Source organism: Nitrosococcus wardiae, from assembly GCF_004421105.1.
In the GTDB taxonomy this organism is placed as follows: domain Bacteria; phylum Pseudomonadota; class Gammaproteobacteria; order Nitrosococcales; family Nitrosococcaceae; genus Nitrosococcus; species Nitrosococcus wardiae.
The window spans coordinates 2,755,075-2,779,062 of the sequence record NZ_CP038033.1; the positions used below are offsets into that span (position 1 = coordinate 2,755,075).

General features: G+C 49.7%; 18 protein-coding genes. 13 read left to right on the top strand and 5 right to left on the bottom strand.

All coding sequences use genetic code 11. From position 1 onward, the window contains the following. Positions 1-347: 347 nt before the first annotated feature. Positions 348-7,967: an NHL domain-containing protein gene (locus tag E3U44_RS13120; RefSeq protein WP_134358606.1), complete on the top strand. Its 7,620-nt coding sequence runs from the start codon at positions 348-350 to the stop codon at positions 7,965-7,967. A 27-nt stretch (positions 7,968-7,994) separates the two neighbouring features. Further along, on the top strand, positions 7,995-8,216 hold the full coding sequence (locus tag E3U44_RS13125) for a hypothetical protein (protein WP_134358607.1): 222 nt from the start codon (positions 7,995-7,997) through the stop codon (positions 8,214-8,216). 387 nt (positions 8,217-8,603) lie between these two features. On the opposite strand, the gene E3U44_RS13130 is transcribed toward E3U44_RS13125, so the two are convergent. From E3U44_RS13130 to E3U44_RS13140, 3 genes are all read right to left on the bottom strand, one after another. Continuing rightward, on the bottom strand, positions 8,604-8,804 hold the full coding sequence (locus E3U44_RS13130) for a DUF3330 domain-containing protein (protein ID WP_134358608.1): 201 nt from the start codon (positions 8,802-8,804) through the stop codon (positions 8,604-8,606). A 155-nt stretch (positions 8,805-8,959) separates the two neighbouring features. Continuing rightward, positions 8,960-9,787 (bottom strand): phosphosulfolactate synthase, encoded by an 828-nt coding sequence (locus E3U44_RS13135; protein WP_134358609.1) that lies wholly within the window; start codon positions 9,785-9,787, stop codon positions 8,960-8,962. Further along, a complete protein-coding gene (locus E3U44_RS13140; RefSeq protein WP_134358610.1) occupies positions 9,777-11,171 on the bottom strand; it encodes an MmgE/PrpD family protein in 1,395 nt (464 codons plus the stop codon). Before E3U44_RS13140 ends, E3U44_RS13135 begins: the two co-directional genes overlap by 11 nt. A 264-nt stretch (positions 11,172-11,435) precedes the next feature. Between E3U44_RS13140 and E3U44_RS13145 the strand changes: the two genes are divergently transcribed. Further along, the gene (locus E3U44_RS13145; RefSeq protein WP_134358611.1) at positions 11,436-11,897 is read left to right on the top strand and encodes a TspO/MBR family protein; all 462 of its coding nucleotides are present in this window, start codon (positions 11,436-11,438) and stop codon (positions 11,895-11,897) included. A gap of 42 nt (positions 11,898-11,939) precedes the next feature. Here E3U44_RS13145 and E3U44_RS13150 read toward each other — a convergent pair whose 3' ends face one another. Then, positions 11,940-12,224 carry a hypothetical protein gene (locus tag E3U44_RS13150; protein ID WP_134358612.1) on the bottom strand — a complete coding sequence of 95 codons (285 nt, stop codon included), beginning with the start codon at positions 12,222-12,224 and terminating at the stop codon, positions 11,940-11,942. Positions 12,225-12,782: 558 nt separating this feature from the next. Between E3U44_RS13150 and coxB the strand changes: the two genes are divergently transcribed. The 10 genes from coxB to E3U44_RS13200 all read left to right on the top strand — a co-directional run bounded on the left by coxB (position 12,783) and on the right by E3U44_RS13200 (position 23,222). After that, positions 12,783-13,928, top strand: coding sequence for a cytochrome c oxidase subunit II (coxB, locus tag E3U44_RS13155; RefSeq protein WP_134358613.1), 1,146 nt, complete (start codon positions 12,783-12,785; stop codon positions 13,926-13,928). After that, on the top strand, positions 13,925-16,483 hold the full coding sequence (gene ctaD, locus E3U44_RS13160) for a cytochrome c oxidase subunit I (protein WP_134358614.1): 2,559 nt from the start codon (positions 13,925-13,927) through the stop codon (positions 16,481-16,483). Before coxB ends, ctaD begins: the two co-directional genes overlap by 4 nt. Positions 16,484-16,493: 10 nt before the next feature. Next, positions 16,494-16,871, top strand: coding sequence for a hypothetical protein (locus tag E3U44_RS13165; RefSeq protein WP_134358615.1), 378 nt, complete (start codon positions 16,494-16,496; stop codon positions 16,869-16,871). A gap of 1 nt (position 16,872) precedes the next feature. After that, the gene (locus tag E3U44_RS13170) at positions 16,873-18,084 is read left to right on the top strand and encodes a c-type cytochrome (protein WP_240761465.1); all 1,212 of its coding nucleotides are present in this window, start codon (positions 16,873-16,875) and stop codon (positions 18,082-18,084) included. Between the two features lie 176 nt (positions 18,085-18,260). Then, positions 18,261-18,551, top strand: a complete 291-nt coding sequence (locus tag E3U44_RS13175; protein WP_134358617.1) for a DUF4342 domain-containing protein — start codon at positions 18,261-18,263, stop codon at positions 18,549-18,551. A gap of 85 nt (positions 18,552-18,636) precedes the next feature. Beyond that, positions 18,637-19,374 (top strand): 6-phosphogluconolactonase, encoded by a 738-nt coding sequence (gene pgl / locus E3U44_RS13180; RefSeq protein ID WP_134358618.1) that lies wholly within the window; start codon positions 18,637-18,639, stop codon positions 19,372-19,374. Further along, on the top strand, positions 19,371-20,378 hold the full coding sequence (locus tag E3U44_RS13185; protein WP_134358619.1) for a glucokinase: 1,008 nt from the start codon (positions 19,371-19,373) through the stop codon (positions 20,376-20,378). Before pgl ends, E3U44_RS13185 begins: the two co-directional genes overlap by 4 nt. Beyond that, positions 20,375-20,794 (top strand): Co2+/Mg2+ efflux protein ApaG, encoded by a 420-nt coding sequence (apaG, locus tag E3U44_RS13190; protein ID WP_240761467.1) that lies wholly within the window; start codon positions 20,375-20,377, stop codon positions 20,792-20,794. The genes E3U44_RS13185 and apaG overlap by 4 nt, the downstream gene beginning before the upstream one ends. A 77-nt stretch (positions 20,795-20,871) precedes the next feature. Then, positions 20,872-21,717: a symmetrical bis(5'-nucleosyl)-tetraphosphatase gene (locus E3U44_RS13195; protein WP_134358620.1), complete on the top strand. Its 846-nt coding sequence runs from the start codon at positions 20,872-20,874 to the stop codon at positions 21,715-21,717. Then, positions 21,717-23,222, top strand: coding sequence for an ABC transporter substrate-binding protein (locus E3U44_RS13200; RefSeq protein WP_134358621.1), 1,506 nt, complete (start codon positions 21,717-21,719; stop codon positions 23,220-23,222). Before E3U44_RS13195 ends, E3U44_RS13200 begins: the two co-directional genes overlap by 1 nt. Here E3U44_RS13200 and E3U44_RS13205 read toward each other — a convergent pair. Beyond that, on the bottom strand, positions 23,219-23,986 hold the full coding sequence (locus tag E3U44_RS13205) for a DUF2182 domain-containing protein (RefSeq protein WP_206054794.1): 768 nt from the start codon (positions 23,984-23,986) through the stop codon (positions 23,219-23,221). The two genes, E3U44_RS13200 and E3U44_RS13205, sit on opposite strands and share 4 nt — an antisense overlap. Positions 23,987-23,988: the final 2 nt, after the last annotated feature.

Consider the following 23,988-nt stretch of genomic DNA (forward strand, 5'->3'; position numbering starts at 1 on the left):
CCTCGTCTTCGCCAAGCCACTCTGCAATGGGAGTGCCGGCTGATAGTCCAATGCCGATTGACTTCTTTGCAGCCCATCGTACTGCCAATTCCTCTCGTGATGATTACCAACACCCCAAGGAATAAGGATTTTTCTTGGATGCCTGAAATTTTTCCTAAAGTTTTTGCATGTGGGGTCGATCGGCTTATATCTAAATAGCCGAATAGCTTTTTTGTTGGGGGCACTGCGGTGTGCGGGTTTCCCCTCGGTACCTAGAGGTTTTGGGGGAATTCCTTACTAACCGGTTAGACAAGGGTTTTCCGACAGGCAGGAGAGTTAAAAAGCTGTGTAATCTTAGGAAATCTGCCATGCGGCACATAAGAAAACCAATTTTTTCCCTCGGGTTATTGCTAATCGTCTTGGTAATCTCTGCTGCTTTCAGCTCAGATGATCCAACAAATATCCCAGATCCTAGTTTTGGGGATGCTCTGTGGATCGCCGAGTCTGGAGATGTCCTTAAGGTGGCGATCGCCGATGGAACTACTCTTTTTGCAATCAACCATGTAGACGAAATTTATGCTCTTGCTGTCGATTCCGAAGTCGGCACCATCTGGGCTTCTAGTGGCAGCACTTTGTATGCCTACAATTTTGCTGGTGAGCGTCTATCGGCAACTCCTATCGATAAGATGTGGGATGAAAAGGGAGTAGTGGATACCGATGATGAGGGAAAGGATAAGAGTAAGCCGGTGAAAGATAACAGAAATAAGAAATTCATCCAGCTTGCTGTTAATCCCGATGATGGTTCGGTTTGGCTCAGCCGCCACAAAAAGCTTTATCATTTCGATGCCTTAGGCAAATTGATTGATGTTCTCTCTCTTCCAAAAAAGGTTGAGGCACTCACTTTTGATACTATTCGTAACCATCTGTGGGTAGCTACTCAAAAATTCCTTACTGTTTATGACGCCTCTGGTACGCCAATCAATAGCATTAGTCCTGCTGGCGCTAAACATATCCGCCATATGGTCTATGATGAGGGGGCAGATGCTCTATGGGTAGCAATAGACAAGAATATACTTCGCCGCTATGACGTCAATACTCCTCGTGCAGAGTTCGAGATATCTATTTTCAATGAAATAATTGCTCTTACCTCCGACTATCAAGACGGTCTCTGGGTCGTCGCTGGTAAGCACTTGCTCAAAGTGGATGCGACGGGTGAGGAAACCTTTAGACTTAAGCCATTTAGTGGGAAAGGCGATAAGAAAGCTATCGATATAGCCTGCGATCCGGTAGATGGTTCGGTATGGGTAGCAAGCAAAGAGGCAATATATCTAATCAGCGCGGAGGGTGAGATCCAATCGGAGTTTTCGCTTATTTCGGGAAAGAAGAAGCCCAAAATACATGCCCTGGCGCTCTATGCAGATGTTATGCCTCCGCAACTGGAGATTATCCAACCCCAGGAGGGAAATTTACTCAATCGGAATCCACCGGCAATTAAGTTTCGATATGATGATGCTGGAATCGGTGTAGATACTACAACGCTGGCTCTTAAGATGAACGGCGAGTTTTTAGAGGTAAGTTGCGATTTTCAGGAAAGGAACGCTAGCTGTATACCTGATAGTCCATTACTAGAGGGTGTCAATACGCTGCGTGTGGTAATTGGTGATTTTCACGGTAATATTTCCTTTCCTGCTAGTGTTGAATTTACGATAGATAGTCTATCACCTGTGATTATCTTTCAACTTCCAGCAGGTGGTGTAATAACCAACTCTCAATCCTTTACTCTTTCAGGACAGCTTAGTGAGCCTGCGACACTTGATGTGGACGGCGTATCCTTGGCAGTTATGGACGATCTTAGCTTTAACCACCACGTAATGCTTATTGATGGCCTTAATCGCTTAACGTTTACTGCTACCGATGCTGCAGGCAATACAAGTACTGCTGTTGCCCAGGTTACGCTGGACATTATGCCGCCACCATCTCCAGACGTCTCATTGATCCTTGTAAATCTATCTAATAATGACACTATAACAGTCAGTGGGCAAGCGGGCAGCGTGGAGGGGGGTGCCCAAGTCACGCTTACTAATACGCGCACCGGTGAAAGTGTTGCTGTGTTCGCAGATCTAACGGGTGGTTTTGATGCACAGCTTGCAGCCCAAGCTAATGACCATATCCAGATTCAGACCACCGATGCGGCAGGCAATAATAGTGAACAGCAAACACTGACAGTTAGTCAGGTAGATGGTATGGTGCCACTAGACCCGGCGACTATTGCACCACCATTGAATGTGACTGGAATCACTTCATTTATGAAGGCCACTGCATTTTTATATGCTGGTGTAAATCCTATCCAAACAGGAGTGGTTCAGGGTGCCATAGAACCTCAACGCGCCGCGGTCATTCGTGGCCAGGTCAAAGATCGTGAAAATAATCCGTTATCAGGGGTTACCATCACCCTTAAAGACCACCCTGAAGTTGGCCGGACCTTTACCCGCAAAGATGGTATGTTTGACTTTGCCGTTAATGGTGGCGGGTTGCTGTCCATTAATTATCAGAAGGCCGGTTACTTACCTGTGCAGCGTCATGTAAATGTCTCCTGGCAAGATTTCGCTTTCGCTGATGATGTTGTCATGGTTAAGCTCGATCCCAAGGCAACTACAGTGACCTTATCGGCTAATATGCCTATGCAAGCTGCTAGAGGCAGCGTGATAGTGGATGACGATGGTAGTCGACAAGCTACCATTTTGTTCCCAGAGGGCACGCATGCCAGTATGGTTTTGCCGGATGGTACCTCGCAGGTACTTCCTACCCTTACTGTGCGACTTACCGAGTATACCGTCGGCAAAAACGGTCCCCAGGCTATGCCAGCATTGCTGCCACCTACCTCAGGCTATACCTATGCAGTGGAGTTAAGTGCAGACGAGGCTATAGCTGCTGGAGCCTTTCAGATTGATTTCGATCAGCCATTGCCCTTCTACGTTGATAATTTTCTTGATTTTCCAACAGGAGGGATCGTGCCCGTTGGTTGGTATAACCAGAGAAGGGGGGCTTGGATTCCCTCTCATAATGGTCGAATCGTAAAAATTCTTGGAATCGATACCAGAGGGCAGGCCCAATTGGATATAGATGGAAGTGGTAGTCCAGCTAATATTAATCAATTAAGTGAGCTGGGGATCACTGACGCTGAGCTCCGGCAATTAGCAAGACTCTATCCTGTTGGTAATAGCCTTTGGCGCGTCCCGATTCACCATTTTACTCCCTGGGACTATAATTGGCCCTATGGACCGCCAGAAGACGCCAAACCGCCTCCAGAGGAAGAACCTGAGACAGATAATGAAGATCAACCTGATTCAGAAAATAGTGATGAATGTAAGGGCTGCATAATTGAGCCTCAGAGGCAGAACCTGGGCGAGGAGATTCCACTTGCTGGTACTCCTTTTAAGCTTCATTACCGTAGCGATCGGATGCCAGGATATAGGGCTGGGTATTCTGTCCGAATTCCCATAACTGATGATGCCGTTCCTAGTAGCTTAGAGCGGGTTGACCTTAAAGTAGATATTGCAGGACGCCGCTTCAAATATGCTTTTGAACCGATTCCAAATCAGACCCATACTTTTGTATGGGATGGTCAGGATGTTTATGGTCGTTCTGTGAGGGGAATGCGCAAGGTACGCATTAACATCAATTATGTATACAATGCAGTTTATTACCCGCCAAATAAATTTTCTCGGGCCTTTGCCTCTGTTTCTAGCCTTGTAGGCAGCAATAATCAAATAGGGAGTAGTCGTAGTGCAGGAAAAGTAGTGCTTGGGAAGACATGGTACAAGAAGTTGGGAGCATTTACACCAAGTGCGATAGGTCTTGGCGGTTGGACAATCACTGTTCACGATGCATACGATATTTCAAATAAGGTTTTATATAAGGGGAATGGTAATATACGGAGTGCAAAAAACTTAGGTAATATTATTACTACTTATGCGAGGAATAAAAATGAAAGTTCAACCTTTCTAGGTGAAGGTAATTTAGCAATTAAAGCAAATATCTTCCTTCCAACTGATCTCGCATTTAGCCCAGATGGAACTCTATACATAACAGTTCGACACCAATTTGGCAAGCTTCTCCGTATAGCGCCAGAGGGAAATGTTACAAATGTTAATTTTCCTGTTGCGCTTTCATACTTATCATCAGTTGCAGTTGGGCCAGATGGAAGCCTGTATGTGGTGGACGTGGATAATTTCCGCGTTCTCCGGATTGGAGTTGATGGGGGCGTTAGTATAGCTGCTGGTAATGGCACTGCTGGGCTTAGCGGAACGGGAAGTTTAGCAACGCAAGCAATGATGCGGCCTTTTGAGATTGCGCTAGATGCGGATGGCAATTTATATATTGCTGAACCCAAAAATAATGTTATTCGTAGAGTGGGGCCCGATGGTCTCATTACTCTTGTAGCAGGTAGTGGGAGCCGTGGTTTTTCCGGGGACGGAGGTCTTGCAACACAGGCTCGTTTAAACCATCCCAATGATCTTGCGATTGGCCCGGATGGGAATCTATATATTGCAGACTATAATAATCATCGGATTCGGCGAGTGAGTCCTAATGGAATCATCACTACTATAGCAGGCAATGGAGGCCGAGGATATGGTGGGGATGGTGGTCCAGCTACACAGGCAATGTTACGGAATCCACAAGGCATTACAGTAGCTTCAGATAGTAGTCTTTACATCGCAGATAGACGTAATCACCGTATTCGAAAAGTCAGCCCAGAAGGCATTATCACTACTGTAGCAGGCAATGGAATCCTTGGATACGATGGAGATGGTGGTATCTCAACAGGAGCGAGACTCAATCTTCCGATAGCTGTAGCATTTAGTCCAGACGAGAACCTATATATTGCGGACTATTATAATCACCGCATTCGTCGTGTAGTTCCCCCCCTACCTGGCTTTACTTTGGAAAATATGATGGTCGCATCTAACAGCGGTGCTTTGGTGTATATGTTTAACAACGAGGGTTATCATCAGAGTACTGTAGACACGGTTACTGAGGTGCCTATCTACAAGTTTATTTATGATGCTAGAGGTAATTTAGTAGAGATTGAAGATAGGAATAGCGATATTACTCGCATTGAGCGTAATAATAATGGCGATCCCATGGCTATAGTTTCCCCCGATGGGCAGCGCACCGCATTGGTGTTAAGCGCTAATGGCTACCTTGCTTCGGTTACTAACCCTAATAGTGAAACTTATCAAATGGAGTACACTGCTGGCGGGCTAATGACACAATTTACTGATCCTCGCAATAATGTTTCGCAATATAAATATGATAGAGTAGGACGTTTACTTCAAGACACTAATGCTAGTGAAAGTGGGTGGACACTTACCCGCAGCGGCAATCAAGATAGTTATACTATTTCTATGATTAGTAGTGAAGGTCGTACTGCACATTTTACTACCAAACTGCTGGCTAATGGTGATCGTTTGCAGATTAATACCTACCCTAATAACACTATCCAAGAAAAATTTTTTAAAGCTAACGGTGAGGAGGTTATTATTGCTTCTGATGGTACTGTTACCATGGTAGTGAAAACTCCTGATTCACGATTTGGCATGCAAGCACCGATAGCGGCTTTAAAAACAGTTACAATGCCAAGTGGTTTGAGATCTATAGTAGAGACTAAGCGATCAGCAACATTAAAAGATGAAAATAATCTGCTTAGCCTTATTTCTTTAACAGAAGAAGTTATCTTAAATAATAAAATATACACTAGTACATATAATCCATTAACATTCACTTGGAATAATACAACCCCAGAAGGGCGTCAATCCTCCGCTATTTTTGATAAAAAAGGGCGTCTCATTAACATTCAAAGTGGGGGATTGGCAGCCACCAATTATATTTATGACTCTAGCGGTCGACTGCTGAAGGCAACTATAGGAGAGGGGGATAAGACTCGCACTACTCGAATCCGCTACTACTCGGATGGTCTGCAGAAAGGTTATATTGAGCGTATCACGAATGCGTTAGGTCATAGCACTCACTTTGAGTACGATCTTGCTGGACGAGTTATCAAGCAGATATTTTCTGAGGGTCGAGAAGTTAGCTTTAACTATAATAGAAGCGGGAATCTCATCCATATTACTCCGCCTGAGCAATCCACGCACCAGTTCGAGTACACTCCCATTGATCAAATAGCTGAGTATACACCGCCAGATACTACCCAAGGGGAACTTTCAACTCATTATCAGTACAATCAAGATCGGCAGCTTACTCGAATTACCCGACCCAGCGGGCAAACGGTAGAATTCAGTTATGATAGTGGTGGTGAGCTTGACAACCTTAATATTCCGCGTGGGTATTACCGTTATAGTTATGATAGTGTCACTGGTCAGATTAGCACTATCAATGCTCCTGGGGATAGTGAATTAGAGTATGCTTATGATGGGTTTCTGCCTACTAGTACTGCGTGGGTTGGTGAAATTTTCGGCAGTTTGACGCAACGCTACAATGACGATTTTCAGGTGACCGAACTCGCTGTAAATGGTGAACCTATATTTTTTAGTTATGATCGTGACGGTTTGCTGACTCAGGCTGGAGTTCTAACACTTGATCGTGATGTACATAATGGTTTACTAATTGGTACTACTTTAGGGGCTGTATCTACGGTTCAGAGTTATAATGATTTCGGTGAGCTTAAGACTAAACGAGCAAGTTATGAGGGTGTTACATTCTATGAAGTCCGTTATATGCGAGATAAGTTAGGACGGATTGCTGAGAAAACGGAAAGGGTAGATGGTATGTCAAATACTTATATCTACAATTACGATTTCTCTGGCCGACTTGTTGATGTTGAGAAGAATGGAGCAAGCACCTCTATTTATAAGTATGATGCTAATGGTAATCGTATTTATCATAACGGTACCATAGCTAACTACGATGCTCAGGATCGTCTCTTACGCTATGGTAACGTTGCTTATATCTATACGGCTAATGGTGAACTCAATACCAAAACTGAAAATAGGGTTGAGGCAGAGTATACTCATGGTGTGCTTGGAAACTTAGTAAAAGTTAAGTTGCGTAATGATATTATCATTAATTACCTTATCGACGGCCAGAATCGCAGAATCGGTAAAAAGGTTAATGGTAAATTAGTACAAGGATTTCTTTACCAAGATCAGTTCAATCCTGTAGCTGAGTTAGATGGTAGTGGTAATGTGGTTGCTCGTTTTATATATGCCGATAAGCCTAATGTGCCAGCATATATGATCAAAGATGGAAAAACTTACCGTATTATTTCGGATCACTTGGGCAGCCCACGGGTAGTTATCGATATCCAAAATGGTGTTATTTACCAACGTATGGACTATGATGAATTTGGTCAGGTTGTTCGTGACACTAATCCAGGCTTTCAACCATTTGGATTTGCAGGCGGAATTTATGATCAGCATACGGGGTTAGTGCGTTTTGGGGCGAGAGACTATGATTCAGAAATTGGTCGATGGGTGGCAAAAGATCCAATTTTATTTGCTAGCCGGAGCACAAACCTTTATGCCTATGCTTTGAATGATCCAGTTAATTTTATAGACCCTGATGGACAGCTTATATTGAATGTAATAAGTGGAGCAGTAGGAGCTACCATCGGTGCATATAATGCGCATGCAAGTGGAGGTTCAGGTAATGATATAGTTGGTGGAGCATTGATAGGGGGACTTTCTAATGCAGTTTCTGGTAAGGCATTAATAAATGCACTTATTAATGCGGCAGGAAATATAGCAGGGCAAACAACAAATCCATGTTTTAGCGGGAATATCAATGCTGCGGAAGCCGCTATGGCAGGATTGCTAGGGTCATATGGGATTAGAGATAGATTACCTCAGTTTATGCAGCCTAATTTGGCTGGACCACTCCCCGTCCAGATTGCTCATGAGAGCGTAGCAGAAGCTGGTTCTCAAATGCTTGGAAGTAATCTATCTGCTACTATGGGTCGGCTATTTTAGCCATTTTACTATTTGGAACTAGAGTTGGTGAATAGAAATAAAATTGGTTATATTTTGCTAGGTTGGTTTTGCATTATAGGTGGAATGGAGGGTTTGCTTACAGGAACGACTTTCGGTGTTGGCAATTTAACAACTTCATCAAGAGATATAACTTTCGAAGATAACCCTATTGAGTTTATATTAGTTATAGCTTTTTGGTTAGGCTTTGGAAGCGCAAGTATATGGTCTACTCTAAAGAAGAAGGAGTAATATCTAATAATAACTCTTTAGAGTTGTTACGGAGTATCAGGGTCATTGAAATCGTACCTCAGTGCTGCTGCTTGCCAGTTAATAATAATTGAAAGTATGAATAAATTTTAAGGTACGGTGCCTGATTTTCCGGCTTGGATATCCTGAGGTCACTAAAAACAATTTCAGAAACTGTTGGAAAAAACCTAAATTAAGCCAAGCGATTGAGCAAGGGGAAATCATAGAGATCTGAATCATGGTCTCGCTCCTACCTGAGACATGACCCTATAGAATAACCCTCTTTTGCCACTCTTGGATAATTTATTGGTTTTAATAATTGATTAAAAAATAACAAATAACTTAACTCCCCCGGTTTGATAAAAGAAAGATAACATGCCGCATAGCTCCCTAAGGCTCCTTCTTCTCTTCTTTTTTCTCTTGAGTTTTTCTCCATTCGTCATAACATTCTAAGCCACAAAACCAGAGAATATATTCGTCCGCTTCATGGCTTTTGGCTTCTGACTCAGGAATTTCTTTAAAGCAAACCTCGCAGTTGAGTTTCGGTTTGCTGGGAAATACTCGTGGGTCGCGGTCGTGTGGTTCAGTCATAGGGTTGACTCCTAAATCGGACTTACATTGACAAATGGTAGCTCCTGTAGCCCATTAAAATTTTGTCTTTTTAAAGCTATTTTTCGTAATTATTCATTTCTATTATCTCTCCCAGAAGCATGGGATGGATACTCATAAATTTAATTTCTTTTTGGTTATTTTTCTTTATAGGTGAGCACTCGGCCCCAAATTTCCTGGGTTCCCCAGATTCCGGCTCGCAGGCACTCAAGTTGGACGATCTGGCTGTGGTCCACAAACAAGTTCACCTCTGGGCCATAATTTTTGATATACCAGGAAAAGACTTCTGGTTCGGCAGCTTCGAACATGATTTTTTCCAAACCCAGTTCATTAATAATTTTAGCCACCACATCAGTGCGCCAGCTCTTGACGCTTTCTGTGATTCCCTCGGACTCGATCATGATCATATAAGCACCGGCGTCAATGAACCGTTTTGCTTGCTGGATCATCCATTCGGGATCTTGAGTTCCGGCAGCTTCCAGCGCTTCGGCGGCCGTAGCTCCACCGGCGCCAAATTGAATTCCCACCTCGGGTTTGGCTTTTAAACCGGCTTGTTGGACTTTCTCTACTAAGCGTAACCAGTCGTCGGTGGGAATGGTGATAAAACCGCAAGATATCTCGATGATATCGAAGCCTACGGTTTTGCACTCCTGGATATATTTATCCACCGCTTCGGGTCCTTGGGTCAAGACATACTCGATAAACCCGCCCGTTGATACCAAGGCGTCGAACTCATGGGCAGTGGCAATAATCTCCTCTAAGGCAGAGCGGGGCATAAGGGTAAAGGAGCCCCCGGCAAATTTAACCGAGTCCACATAAGTACCCATGGTTTCTAAAACGTCCCGTAAGTAGCGCTTTCCCATGACGCTGTAGTAGGGGCCCCGGATTTCGGTGATACCTTGGGTTCTCGGCTTGGTCTGACGTTGATTGAGCCGTAGAAACGGGTATCCGCGTTCATTTGCCATGGTGGATGCCTCCTTCGGGTGTTTTGATCTGCGTTAGCAACTCGGTTAATTCTTTTACCCTGATTGTCTCAAGATTACCGACCGCCTGGATAATGGCTTCACGGAGCGAGGTATCCGTGTAAGATTGAGTGAGCCGGTTGAATTTTTGGGTAATCGTCTCCCATGTCATAGGGCGGGTATGAAACCCTTCGTAATCTTGTTTTTCTTTCTCGAGTTCCCGCCCGTCTTGGAGCGTGATAGTGAGTCGACAGGGCATTTCTTGGGGAAAGCGTTGGCTCAAAGATTCTATAGGCTGCACAGTGACTTTTTGCAGCAAGGTTTGGATATCAGACTGTTGGATGCGTTGGGGTAAATACTGTTCGGGAAGCACATTGCCATCGAGAAGGGCCACCGACACAATATAGGGCAGGCTGTGATCGGCTTGTTCTTTAGTATGAACTTCTGTTTTGGCCCCTTCTTCACCCCCGCCAATGATGTGATAAGCCACGTCAAAGATATCAATGTTTATCTGCTGGATGTCCTCCGTGGAGAAGCCGTGTTCCTGTTGCAGCTCCAGCACCCCTTCGGTGGCCGACTGGGAATGGATTTCAGCATTGTATTTTTTGATAATGGTTTGGGTGACCCGTTCCAGATCTTCTTTTGACCAGTCCAGGGAGAATTGTCCCGCAATGGAGTCCATGAATCCTTTGTTGCCCTCGAACACTTCCGGTGGCCCCGTGATCCCTTGTTTAGCGAGCAGGGCGGCATGGGTGCCGCCAAAGGCGGTATTGGGATAAGCCAGGCCTTTCCAATGGGACAAGGTCCCGGTTCGGGTTACCCGCAAGGCATTGAATGCGGTGCCGCTGATGGCAATCGCATGAGCTGTTTTACTTTTATCGAGGCCCAACGCTTTGGAAACTCCTGCGGCGACGGCATAGCTTCCTTGTGTGGTGTGGTCGAAACCGTGCGCCCGAACGGGGGCTACATCACTGAGTCGGCACTGAACTTGGTAAGCCACCGCCAGCGCTTCCAGCAGGTCCCGGCCCTGGCGGTCCGTGGATTCAGCGGCCGCCAGTACGGCGCCTAAATTGTCGCTCGGGTGGCAAGTCTCGCCGGAGGCCAGATAACTATCGTTGTAGTCGAGATAACGGATTAATGCCCCGTTGTAAAAAGCAGCCCGATCGGGAGAGGTACGTGCTTTACTAGCCATTAAAGTGCAGTGTTCCGTCCCTCCTACTTCACGTAAATAGGCGCGCAGCATCTGAATAGGTTCGCCTTCCAGAGCGCCGATTCCGCAGGCCAGGGAATCTAGAACTCGAATTTTGAGTTGTTGGCGGGCCGCTTCTGAAAGATCTTCATAGGATGCCCGAGTGACAAACTCAGCCAGTTGTTCAACCTGTCTCATTCATAGAATCCTAAGTCAGCGTGATTTTTGATAATTCGACGTGATAGGGGATCGTCAACTTTCAAATCACGTTGCTTTATCTCTTATATATAAAAAAGCATAGAAAATACCGCGCTACGTTTCTAGCAGTTCTGGAAAGCAGGTTTAACGGTTGATGGTGATGACACTAGAAAACAAGGGTTAAACTACGATGACCTCTATTCCTTTGTGGCGATAAGCATTTCAGTGTTTGAAATACGAAACCATCCGAGGCAGGAGACAGTCATGAAATCGATAGCGGTGCTTGCTCTCTTTCTTGGGGCCGCCTTTGGTGCGGCGGCTTTCGGCGTATTATTTCCTCCCGGTCCTTGGTATGAACAGCTCGCTAAGCCTCCCTGGACTCCGCCGAATTGGGTATTTGCCCCCGTTTGGACGTTGCTTTATATACTGATTGGGGTCAGCGGCTGGCTTGTTTGGCGACGTTCTGGTTTTTTGACTGCCCCGGCGGCTTTTTCGGCGTTCGCCCTGCAATTGGTCTTAAATGGGACTTGGTCTTGGCTTTTCTTCGGTCTCCATAAACCTGGCATCGCCTTTGGCGAGATTTTGCTGCTATGGCTGGCCATTCTTGTGACCATTCTCCTGTTTTGGAAGAAGGTTTGGTTGGCAGGAGCGCTGCTCTTGCCTTATTTGGCGTGGGTGTCGTTTGCCGCAGTCTTAAATTGGAAGTTGTGGCAGTTAAATGGGTAGATAAAGAAAGAAGGGGTCCGAAGACCCCTTCCACCGGTGGACTTACCAAAGCCTGCCCACATTGACGTTGTTGTAGGCGTCTTGGCTCTGGGTATTGGTATTGTGAACATTGTAGTGGCCAAAGTTCGCTACGTTGTTGCCCACCATGTTCTCTAACCCCTGGAACTGGGAGATAGCTTGGGTGGGGCTGACTTCCAGGTAGCGGTCTCCGCCGTAGGGGTACCAGGATAGACTTGCCTTGGCTTTCATGTCGCCACGGACGCTGCTCATGGTTTTCCGATCTAGGGTTTTGCTCTCGCTCAGGTCAACAATCATTAATTTGCTCATGGTCTTTACTCCTCAATGGATAGAATAGTGAATTCAGCTTTAATCTCGAACCGGAAGGGTTTTTCCGGCGCTCACCCAACAGATGGCAGTTCCTGTGCCAAATGCAATACCAAGGAGTATAAAAAATATAAGTCTTTGTTTTTTTATAAATAAAATTTTTTCTCTTAGAGTGGCTTACTCTTCTTTATTGCCTACGAACAAGGGAGTGTGTGTTGGAAAACAACAGAAATGGCTATGGTGTTGGTAGAAATACGGTATTGTGGGGAGACGCCCATTGAGGGACATTTGGGGGATAGCTTCAGTAGGGATATATGAAGTCAGAAGTCATCAGTTAATGTTGAATGCCACTTGCGCTCCTGCTCGAATTCTTATCCTAAACCAAAATTATCGTCTAAACTGAATGGCATACACTCAACTAAATAAACTAAATATAAAGTGGGAACTGTGCCGTTGAGCGGATTCAAGATTAAGTGATGATCATCAATCCATCCCAATGTAACGCATACGACTGCCTCGACTTTCTGATCGGCACTCCCGATCAACCCTATGATTCATTCCATGCAAAACCCTATCACGGTGGCTATCTTAGGGGTTGTCGCTGAGCGTAGCGCCTTTGGCCGATTAAAGGGCCGGCAGCTCGAAAGCCTTGGTATGAGAAAAAGAAGGAGACAGTTTCATGCCGTTCGTTCGGCAAAGCTCGGGAGCACCAGCCCTCCTCGGCGCCGAAAGACTAGCCTAATCCTAGTTTTTATCAGTGCGTGGTTGATGCTGGGCTGTGGGGGGCCTCAATCGACGCTGGACCCAGCAGGGCGTGGAGCCGAACAGATCACCGAACTTTTCTGGTGGTCGGTTGCAGTTAACCTCCTCATCTGGCTTTTTGTCATTGGCCTGGCGGTCTACGCTACCTGGGCTCAGCCCGGGGGGCATCGCCACCGCAAGGCCAATCTCTTGATTATCGGTGGTGGTGCCGTCTTCCCGACGTTGGTGCTGACGGTTTACCTGATATACGGGTTGGCCCTGCTGCCTGGATTGTTGGCACCCGCGCCGGAGGGTAGTCTGCAAATTGCCGTTTTAGGCGAGCAGTGGTGGTGGCGGGTGCGCTACCATCCGCAGGGCGGCGAGCCCGTCGAGCTGGCCAACGAGATCCGCCTCCCTGTAGGCAAACCTGTGGATCTGTTCCTCGCCAGCCCCGACGTCATTCACTCTTTGTGGATTCCCTCCCTCACTGGCAAGATGGACATGATTCCAGGACGTGTCAATCGGTTGACCCTGGAAGCCACCAAGACGGGAGTCTACCGAGGGATTTGTGCCGAGTACTGCGGTAGCGCCCACGCGCTCATGAAGTTCGACGTGGTCGTTATGGAGCCGGATGCCTTCGCCGCCTGGCTGGAGCACCAGGCCCAGCCGGCCTCGATGCCCCAGAGGGCGGAGGCGCGTGGCCGGGAGCTTTTCCTAATTCATGGATGCAGCGCGTGCCATACCGTGCGCGGCACGCCGGCCGAGGGTAAGGTGGGGCCCGACCTCACCCATGTAGGGAGCCGGGTGAGCCTGGGGGCTGGCATTCTGCCCAATGAACCGGCGGCATTCCTGCGGTGGATCGCCCATACGGAAGCTGTTAAGCCGGGAGTGCATATGCCTGCCTTTGGGATGCTGCCCAGAAAGGATCTGCAGGCCTTAGCTGTGTTTCTAGAGGGATTGGAATGAAAGAAGATGAGCCCTTTGAAAAAGCGCCCGGAGACGTAGAGCCTCTTGCCGAACCCCCGCCGGTGGAGATCCAGCGGGCCCAGGCGGAGCGGATGCTGAAGGCCTGGAAGACCCCGGAAGGGTGGCGTTACTGGTCGGCCGTCAATAACTCGGAAGTCGGCATGTGGTACACGGCCGCTGCCTTTGCCTTCTTCCTCTTCGGCGGCATCTTGGCGCTGCTGATGCGCACCCAGCTCGCCGTCCCCGACAACGACTTCGTCTCGGCCGATTTCTATAATCAGCTCTTTACGCTGCACGGTTCGGTGATGATGTTCCTCTTTGCCGTACCGCTCTTTGAAGCCTTCGCCATTTTTGTTCTGCCGGAGATGCTGGGCGCCCGCGACTTGCCTTTCCCGCGTCTCTCCGCTTATGGATTCTGGAGCTTTTTGCTGGGTGGCATATTTGTCTGCGGCTCCATCTTCTTTGATGCTGCCCCGCGCGGCGGCTGGTTCATGTACCCGCCGCTGGCGACCCAGTACCAATCGGGGATCGGGAACGATATCTGGCTGCTCGGCCTGAGCTTCATCGAACTGGCCTCCATTGCTGCCGCCGTTGAAATCATCGTCGGCGTGCTTAAAACTCGGCCGCCGGGCATGCGGATTAACCTTATCCCGCTTTACGCCTGGTACATTCTGGTGGTGGCAGGCATGGTCCTGTTCGCTTTTCCCCCCCTCATCGCTGGGGATATTCTGTTCGAGCTGGAGCGGATGCTCGATTGGCCCTTCTTCGACCCGGAGCGTGGCGGCGATCCAATTCTGTGGCAACACCTATTTTGGATTTTCGGCCACCCGGAGGTCTACATTATCTTCCTGCCGGCTATTGCGCTGGTGGCGATGATTGTGCCGACGTTCGCGCGCACGCCGATGGTGGGGTACAGTTGGATTGTTTTAGCGGCTGTGGGCACTGGCTTCCTGAGCTTTGGATTATGGGTGCACCATATGTTTACGACGGGGCTGCCGGGCATCTCGCTCGGGTTGTTCTCCGCGGCATCTGAGGCCGTAGCTATTCCAACGGGCGTGCAAATTTTTTGCTTCATTGCCACACTTCTGGCGGGACGAGTCGTGCGTGCCGTGCCGATGCTCTTCGTCCTCGGCGGCCTGGCTATTTTCGTACTGGGTGGGCTGACTGGGGTCATGGTGGCCCTGGTGCCGTTCGATATGCAAGCCCACGATACTTACTTTATCGTAGCTCACCTGCATTACGTGCTGATCGGCGGAGCCGTCTTCCCTGTTGTCGCCGGCTTCTATTATTTTTTCCCCATGGTCAATGGCAAAAAACTCTCTGATCGGCTTGGAAAAATCGCCTTTTGGCTGATGTTTATCGGTTTCAATATTGCTTTCTTTCCGATGCATTTGAGTGGCCTGGAGGGTATGCCGCGGCGGGTGTTCACATACTCAGCCGGTACGGATCTCGACGTGCTGAACCTGGTGTCGAGCGTCGGTGCCTATATTCTAGCCTCGGGAATCGCCGTCTTCGTCTGGGACGTTGTCCGCCCTAAGAAAAAACAGCCCTATGCTGAGCGCAACCCGTGGGGTGCTGGTACCCTCGAATGGCTGACGGAGATGCCAGGCAAGCCTTGGGGTACCCGTTCCATCCCCGAAATCGACGGCCGCTATCCCTTGTGGGATCAGCCTAATTTCATGCGAGACGTTGACGAGGGTCGTTTCTACCTTCCGGATGCGGAGGAGGGGAAGCGTGAGACAATCATTACCACCACCATTGATGCCCAGCCTATCCAGTGCCTACGGGTTCCCGGGCCCACTTTCCTCACCTTTTTTGCGGCCATGTTTACGGGCGGCGTCTTTATCTTTGGCACTTTCCATTGGTGGTGGCCGGCGGCCATCAGCGGCGTGCTGGCGCTTGGCACCATTCTCGTCTGGCTGTGGACCGGCACGGCCCTAATTCCCGAGAAAAAGGAGAAATATGTCGGCCTCGGCCTGACACTGCCGCTCTATGGCTCGGGCCCCAATTCGGTGGGTTGGTGGGCCATGTTCATTACCATGCTCGGCGACATGGTCGCTTACGTCAGTCTTGTTTTTGGCTACTTCTTCTATTGGACCATCCACGACGATTTTCCCCCTGATCCTGCGGCAGGTCCGGGTGTATTTTGGCCGCTAGCGGCGGCGGTGCTGCTGCTGGGAGCCTGGTTGTTGACAGTATTGGCACACCACTGGAACAGGCGCGGCCGTACGCTGATTTTCTACGGAGCGCTGCTGGGCGCTGTCGTCATGGCGGTGGCCGGCGGTATTGCGCTCCTTGCCGGTCCCTGGCTCGGCGGTCTCGACCCGGCAAGCCACGTTTATCCTGCCATCGTCTGGGTATTGGTTTTATGGACGGTGATTCATATTGTCGTGGGAGTAATCATGCAACTCTACTGTATTATACGGCGGTTGGCCGGTCGGCTGACTTCCCGCCACGACATTGATATCGCCAATGTAAAGCTTTACTGGCACTTCATGGCTGTTACTGCCGTCACCACGGTGGCTGTTATCGCCGGTTTTCCACAGCTTGCCTGAGGATTGCGCCATGACTAAGCTTTCGGAAAAGAATGAGAGTTTATGGCTTCTGATTCTCTCGCCAACAATCTGGGCTACACACTTTCTGCTGTGCTATTTTACCGCCGCCCTCTGGTGCGCGAAGGTAGCCGGTCGCTACGGATCGCTTGGTGATGTCCGGATAGTGATTATGATCTATACGGCGCTTGCGCTCATCGGGATCGGCATTATCGGCTGGATTGCCTTCCGCCGGCACACCACCGGCACCGCTACCGTCCCCCATGATTTTGATACACCCCAGGATCGCCACCGCTTCCTAGGGTTTGCCTCGCTGCTGCTCTCGCTCCTGAGCGCGGTAGGTACCCTTTATGTGGCCCTCGTCGCTGTCTTTATGGAGACTTGCCACTGATGTGCTCCGTCCTGCTGACACCCGGCCTGCTTATGCTGATGGGGGTGGAGTGGGCGGTCGGTTCCCCGGAGGATGCATGAGGCAGCTGCGCCGTACTGCGGATCTTCTACTCGCCAGTGTGCGAAGCCTTAACTGGAGGCGCCAGCTACGCACCATCATTGTTTTTCTCGCTGTGCTTGCCGTGGGCGGCTTCCTCATAGCGGCTTCTGGCATTATCCCTATCAAGGCAAGTTCCGGTCACTGGGCCCTCACGCGTTGGTTTCTCAGTTTCTCCATGAGCCGTTCCGTCGCTACCCATAGTATGGGCATCAAGGTACCGAAGCTTGCCGATCCAAGCCTGGTACTGCAAGGAGCCGGTCACTACGAGACTGGCTGCCGCTTCTGTCATGGTCGCCCTGGTTTGCGTCATCCGCCTGTCCCGCGGCAGATGACTCCGCATCCGCCCTACCTCCCACCGGTTCTGCCGAAACGGGAGTCCGGGGAACTCTTCTATATTGTCAAGCATGGAGTCAAGTTTACAGGGATGCCAGCCTGGCCGGCACTGCAACGGGATGACGAAGTATGGGCAATGGTGGCATTTTTGCGGGTGTTGCCGAAGCTGAATGCGGCGCAATACGAAGAACTCATCCGGGGAGACGATCCCGTCCGTGATGGCAAGCAAGCGGAGGAGGTGCCGCCGGTGGTCGTGGAAAGCTGCGGGCGCTGCCATGGCGTAGACGGCCTCGGGCGTGGCGTAGGCGCATTTCCTCGGTTGGCGGGGCAGCACATCCCCTACCTTTACGCCTCGCTGAGTGCATATGCACGGGGAGAGCGCCATAGCGGGATGATGGAACCCATTGCCGCGGAGTTGAGCTCGGAGGAGAGACGCACGCTCGCGCGGTACTACGGCAACTTACCCCCCTCTATTCCCCTACCACCCCAGAAAGGGCTGGCAGAGGCTATTGAACGGGGCGAAATCATTGCGAAGCAAGGGATTCCCAGTCAGCGCATCCCCTCCTGCGTAGATTGTCACGGTCCCAGTACTATCCCCCGTAACCCTTACTATCCTGTACTCGCTGGCCAGTATTTCGAGTATCTCGTCTCGCAGCTTAAGCTCTTCGCCAAAGAATATCGAGGTGGAACGCCCTACGTTCGGCTCATGCACCCCACCGCCCATCAACTGACCGAGGAGCAAATACGCGATGTTGCCCGATATTATGCTTCGCTGCCTTGAGCTGCCAAACCTGCTTTTTCCCTGCCGCCTAATGCGCCGGAGCAATAACCCCGGCGAGTCTCAATCACTGGGCACAATTACGGCTCATCTTGGTCTCTTTCTCCCCTCGCCCTAACTGTTGTTCTCTCTTATAGTAAGCTATAAGCTTAATTAACTGATGATGATAGAGTAGTGAGATGGAAGAGCAATCCGAGAAAAATATAAACCGGCACCCGGTGGATAAAACCCAGGAAAAATATGAGGAAGCTTTAGGTTTCATCAAGAAACTGGTGAAAAAGGGCAATCTACGCCGTTTAATTGTTCGCAAACCTAATGGCCATATTTTCATGGAAGTTCCACTGACAGCAGGGGCAGTGATTGGTGGAATATTGCTACTTTTTACCCCCATGTTGATGGCATTAGGCGCACTTATCGCCCTGTTTAAACAAATAAAAATTGAGGTTGTCAGAACGGATAATAGCGAATAGCCTGGTGGTAGGTGGATGTGAAAGGTCGGGGAGCCAGTAGAGTTGCTTAAACCGTGGTTACATTTGCGCCGCCGGGATTTAGGAGATGATTGATAGGGGTAAAATCCAGGTCTTTCCAACGGCAACCGCACTCTATCATGGCGCGGCAGCGTATTGGGTGAGAATAGCCCAAGTGGCTATCGAAGAGGCGGGGGCTTTCCATGTCGCTCTAGCGGGGGGCAATACCCCAAAAGGTTTGTATCAGTTGTTGGCAAAGGAGCCTTATAAGAGTCAAGTGGACTGGAGCCGGGTTTATGTCTATTTTGGGGACGAGCGCTATGTCCCCAAGGATCACCCCGACAGTAACTACCGCATGGCCCGAGAGACATTGCTTGATGCGGTGGCTATTCCCCCCAAACAGATTTTAAGAGTACGGACCGAACTCCCGGATCCCCAGTCGACGGCGGCCGATTATGCTCAAGTGTTGCAGTCCCATTTGCCGGCGGGAAGAAATTTTGACTTGATATTATTGGGGGTAGGCACCGATGGCCACACCGCCTCCCTGTTTCCTGAGACTTCCATATTGACCGTGCGGGATCGTTTGGTGGCCGCTGTGTATGTGGAAAAATTGGGGGGGTGGCGTATTAGCATGACTTATCCTGCCATAGAGAGAGCCCAACGGCTTCTATTTCTTGTGACTGGGGTGAATAAAGCGCCGGTGGTTTCCCGCTTATTGACTGAAACGAAAAGCAATGGATTTCCGGTGCAGCGTTTGCGGGCTCAAGGGGAAGTTCATTGGTATTTGGATGGGGATGCGGCCCGCGAGTGGGAGATGAGCAAATGAAAGTATTGGCGGCTGACATTGGGGGAACCAAGACTTTACTCCAGGTTACCCGTTGGATGGAGGATACCCCACAGGTGCTTGCGGAGCGGCGCTACCATAGCGGTGGTTATCCGAGCTTCGATGTCCTTTTGCAAGAATTTTTGACGGAGGTGGGCGACATTGCAAGTGATCTAGCAGGCGCTTGTTTTGCTGTGGCAGGACCGGTGGCAAAAGGCACGGCGGATGTTACCAATCTCTTCTGGCGGTTGGAGGAGGAATGTTTGCAAGAAGGTTTCGGGTTGCCTCGAGTGATTTTGATCAATGATTTCCAGGCTGTTGGGTATGGGATTGAATGCTTAAAACCGAGTGATTTTGCCGTACTTCAGACGGGGGAACCGGAATACACTGCTCCCCAGGCGGTGATTGGTGCCGGGACTGGTCTTGGGCAAGCACTGCTCGTATGGCAAGAGCAAGCAGGCCACTATCAGATTTTACCTACTGAAGGAGGTCATGTAGACTTTGCCCCCCAGGGGGAGCTTCAGATTGCTCTGCTGAGATATCTTTCTCGTTATCTAGAGCATGTTTCCTATGAGCGTTTGTTATCAGGTAGTGGGTTAGTGATTCTCTACCGCTTCCTTAAGGAAACGAGTGGTGAGGCTGAAGATCTCGCTTTAACAAAGGCCTTAAACGAGGGCGATCCGGCAGCCGCCATCAGTCGTTTTGCCTTAGAGCGTCGGGACCCCTTAGCAGGGCAAGCATTGGATCTATTGGTTCAGATCTATGGTGCACAAGCCGGTAATTTGGCTTTGACTTGTTTACCGCGGGGGGGGCTTTTTGTCGCCGGCGGTATTGCTCCTAAGATAATTAAGCATTTGCAGGCGGGGGGGTTTATGGAGGCTTTTCTGAGCAAAGGGCGGCTATCCTCGCTTTTGCGGCAGATTCCGGTTAAGGTCGTATTAGAGCCCAAAATCGGTTTGTGGGGGGCTTCACTAGTTGCAGCAAGATTGGCTAATGAGAAATCATGAGAGTGGGTGGTGCCTTAGATAAAATTTGCTTTATGGAAGAACCTAAGTCTTACAAAATCGCAGTAGAAGTGGAGACGGCTTTTATTGAAGAACAATCCGATCCCAGCGCAGCCCGCTATGTGTTTGCTTATACCATTACCATTCACAATCAGGGAAATGTTCCTGTTAAGTTGTTGACTCGGCATTGGATTATTACTGACGGGGAGGGTCAGGTGCGGGAAGTTCGCGGTCAAGGCGTTGTCGGAGAGCAGCCTTATCTCAAGCCGGGAGACCAGTTTTGTTATACCAGTGGGGCGATGATTGAGACTCCGGTAGGCACCATGCAAGGCCGCTATGGCATGGTAGGAGAAGATGGAGTAGCATTCGATGCCGAAATTGCCGCCTTCACCTTGGCGGTGCCAGGCTTCCTGCACTAATATTAATTTCCTGTGACGCCGCAATTTATCAAAATTTTAATGTGATTTCTGTGAAGTTTGTATAATCTACTGACTGTATGGCTATATACGCGATTGGCGATATTCAGGGATGCTATGATGAATTGCAGCGGCTATTGGAGCGAATTCGCTTTAATGTCAGCGAAGATCGACTCTGGATTGCTGGTGATTTGGTCAATCGGGGACCGAAGTCACTAGAAGTTCTACGTTTTGTTTACGGCTTGGGGAATCGGGCTGTCACCGTGCTAGGAAACCATGACCTCCATTTGCTGGCGGTGGCTGCCGGACTCCAACCCCTCCGCTCGAAAGATACTTTTGCCTCTATTCTTGAGGCACCCGATCGAGAGGAACTCCTGACATGGTTGCGCCATCGTCCCTTGTTATATCGGGATCCTACCTTAGGGATAACACTTATTCACGCGGGGTTGCCCCCCCAATGGGATATTGCCACGGCAGAGGCTTGCGCCAGAGAATTAGAAGCGATATTGCAGGGCCCAAACTGGCGAGATTTCCTCGCCCATATGTATGGCAATGAGCCAGAGCAATGGAGGGAGGATCTACAAGGTTGGGAACGCCTGCGGGCCATCAGCAACTGTTTAACCCGGTTGCGCTATTGTGATGCTAAGGGACGGTTTTTTCTAAAATTTAAAGAATCCCCAGGGACCCAGGCGGAGGGTTTGATGCCCTGGTTTAAGGTACCTAACCGGGCCAGCCAGGGGAAACGCATTGTGTTTGGCCATTGGGCCACCTTGGAGGTGGGGGCTTATGACGGAGCTGTTTTTGCAGTAGATGGGGGATGTGTCTGGGGTGGGCAGCTGGTGGCCCTGCGCCTAGACCAGGAAAAGCCTCAATGGTTTTTTGTTAAATGTTATGGATATAAAGATCCTTGTGGTGGCAAACTTTGATGCGCGCCTTCGCTCCCGGAGAAGCGGTGGGTTTGCTGATCATCCTAGCTTTGCTCACAGGCTGTGGCTCTGCTCATGAGGACAGGAATTCATTACGTTTGGGTCTGGCGACTTCGCCCCTCACTCTTGACCCCCGTTATGCCACGGACGCCACATCGGCACGCCTTATCCGCCTCTTATACCAGCCTCTAGTGGATTTGGATGCTAGCGGCAAGCCTGTCCCTGTTTTAGCTGATTGGCAGCGACTTTCTCCAACCCGGTACCGGTTCCGGTTGCGGCCCGATCGTCCCCTTTTTCATGATGGCAGCAAGCTTAGCGCCCGTGATGTGAAGGCCACCTATGCTTCGGTGCTTGATCCAGGCAATGGCTCCCCCTTGCTTGCGTCCCTAGAGAAGGTGCGGTCGATTGAAGTACCGGATCCGGAAATCATTGAATTTGTTTTGACAGGACCCGATCCCCTGTTTCCAGGACGGCTGACCTTGGGGATAGTTCCTGCCCCTCTGTTAGCCGAGAGCTACCCTTTGAATCGCGCCCCGGTGGGAAGTGGTCCCTTTCGTTTTGAAAAATGGCCGGAAGAGGGTCGGTTGATACTCCGGCGGCGGCGGGATGGACAACGGTTTGAGTTTCTCCATGTTCCCGATCCCACGGTGCGGGTATTGAAGTTACTCCGCAGTGAGATCCACATGCTGCAAAACGATCTCCCCAAGGAGTTGGTGGCTTACTTGGAGGATAGGAAGGAGATCTCACTGCAACGGGACCAGGGGAATACGTTTACTTATCTGGGATTTAACCTGGATGATCCGGTAACGGGCCATCCCCAAGTGCGTTTGGCCATCGCCCATGCTTTAAATCGTCAAGAGATCATCCGCTATGTGTTTAAAGGCACAGCCCGACCGGCTCAGGCTTTACTACCTCCTGAACATTGGGCGGGGCACCCGGCTTTGCCCGAATATCCTTATGACCCAATGCGGGCCCGAACTCTGCTGAGGAAGGCCGGTTTTGATACCCATTCTCCGGCCCATATTAGCTATAAGACTTCTAGTGATCCCTTCCGGGTTCGTTTGGCGACCATCATTCAGCACCAATTGCGGCAAGTGGGTATTGAGATGGAAGTACAAAGCTATGACTGGGGAACCTTTTACGGCGATATTAAGGCCGGACGTTTCCAGATGTATAGCCTTTCCTGGGTCGGCGTTAAGCTCCCGGATGCTTTTGGGTATATTTTTCATAGCGAATCGGTTCCGCCCCAAGGGGCAAATCGGGGGCATTTTGAGGATCCCCAAAGTGATTTTTTGATTGAGCAGGCGGGAAAGGCGGGAAATTTAAGCCAGCAAGCAAATTTTTATCGCCAATTACAGGCTCGCCTCCTGCAACAACTGCCCTATGTTCCCCTTTGGTACGAGGATAATGTGTTCGCGGCCCGTCAAGGGATAAGTGGTTATCAATTGGCGCCGGATGGAAATTACGATGGTTTAGCGGCGCTGCAGTTTCGTCCAGAATCTTAACAACCAATTCCTGCAATTAACACCACGCCCCACCCCAGCAAAAAGCTTCCTCCTAGCGCCCGTATGAGGGAGGGATTCCAGGGTAAAATTTTTTCAGCAGTGACGAGTAGGGCAATGATTCCCATCCACAGCACATTCATCACCCCGACCACAAACATGACCAGCATTTGGGCCCAGCAGCAGCTAATACAGATCAAACCATGGCGGATGCCCATCCTGGCTGCGCCACGGCCTCCTTCCTGCCATTCAGTTAAAATAAACCCCAGTGGTGTACGGCATTTGTTCAGGCAGGCTTCTTTCTGACGGCTAAATTGATAGGCGCCGGAAAGAATCAGAATTCCCCCCGCTAAAACATGGTTTTGCACAGCCATCTGGGGAGAGAGAGCGGACTGGGTATCTAATCCCCATTGGGCCAGGGTCGCAACCAGGCTAAACAGCAGCCACATCAGCAAGTAACTGAAGACAAAAATAAATATTTTACTGGTATTGCCGCTTCCCGGTGCCCACTGACGATAGACTCTGGTGAGCATTAGCACCATCGGAATGGCGGCGGGAATCATCATGGCCGCCATCATGATGGCCCACATGCTGTAAACCATGGCGAAATCCATGGGAGACCAGGGAAGGGGGGTGGTATCAGGCATCCAGGGCGTCGACGTCAACGGGGTGGCCATGCGCTGTTGGGCATAGAGGAGATAACCCCAGGCGGTCAGGCTCAAAGTCCCCAGGAAAAGTAATATATTGAGTTGCTGTTTTTTGAACAAAT

Bases quoted from the DNA above. Each gene is read 5' to 3' on its own strand.
- E3U44_RS13120 (WP_134358606.1), top strand. From the start codon at position 348: ATGCGGCACATAAGAAAACCAATTTTTTCCCTCGGGTTATTGCTAATC.
- E3U44_RS13130 (WP_134358608.1), bottom strand. From the start codon at position 8,804: ATGACTGAACCACACGACCGCGACCCACGAGTATTTCCCAGCAAACCG.
- E3U44_RS13135 (WP_134358609.1), bottom strand. From the start codon at position 9,787: ATGGCAAATGAACGCGGATACCCGTTTCTACGGCTCAATCAACGTCAG.
- E3U44_RS13140 (WP_134358610.1), bottom strand. From the start codon at position 11,171: ATGAGACAGGTTGAACAACTGGCTGAGTTTGTCACTCGGGCATCCTAT.
- E3U44_RS13145 (WP_134358611.1), top strand. From the start codon at position 11,436: ATGAAATCGATAGCGGTGCTTGCTCTCTTTCTTGGGGCCGCCTTTGGT.
- E3U44_RS13150 (WP_134358612.1), bottom strand. From the start codon at position 12,224: ATGAGCAAATTAATGATTGTTGACCTGAGCGAGAGCAAAACCCTAGAT.
- coxB (WP_134358613.1), top strand. From the start codon at position 12,783: ATGCAAAACCCTATCACGGTGGCTATCTTAGGGGTTGTCGCTGAGCGT.
- ctaD (WP_134358614.1), top strand. From the start codon at position 13,925: ATGAAAGAAGATGAGCCCTTTGAAAAAGCGCCCGGAGACGTAGAGCCT.
- E3U44_RS13165 (WP_134358615.1), top strand. From the start codon at position 16,494: ATGACTAAGCTTTCGGAAAAGAATGAGAGTTTATGGCTTCTGATTCTC.
- E3U44_RS13175 (WP_134358617.1), top strand. From the start codon at position 18,261: ATGGAAGAGCAATCCGAGAAAAATATAAACCGGCACCCGGTGGATAAA.
- pgl (WP_134358618.1), top strand. From the start codon at position 18,637: ATGATTGATAGGGGTAAAATCCAGGTCTTTCCAACGGCAACCGCACTC.
- E3U44_RS13185 (WP_134358619.1), top strand. From the start codon at position 19,371: ATGAAAGTATTGGCGGCTGACATTGGGGGAACCAAGACTTTACTCCAG.
- apaG (WP_240761467.1), top strand. From the start codon at position 20,375: ATGAGAGTGGGTGGTGCCTTAGATAAAATTTGCTTTATGGAAGAACCT.
- E3U44_RS13195 (WP_134358620.1), top strand. From the start codon at position 20,872: ATGGCTATATACGCGATTGGCGATATTCAGGGATGCTATGATGAATTG.
- E3U44_RS13200 (WP_134358621.1), top strand. From the start codon at position 21,717: ATGCGCGCCTTCGCTCCCGGAGAAGCGGTGGGTTTGCTGATCATCCTA.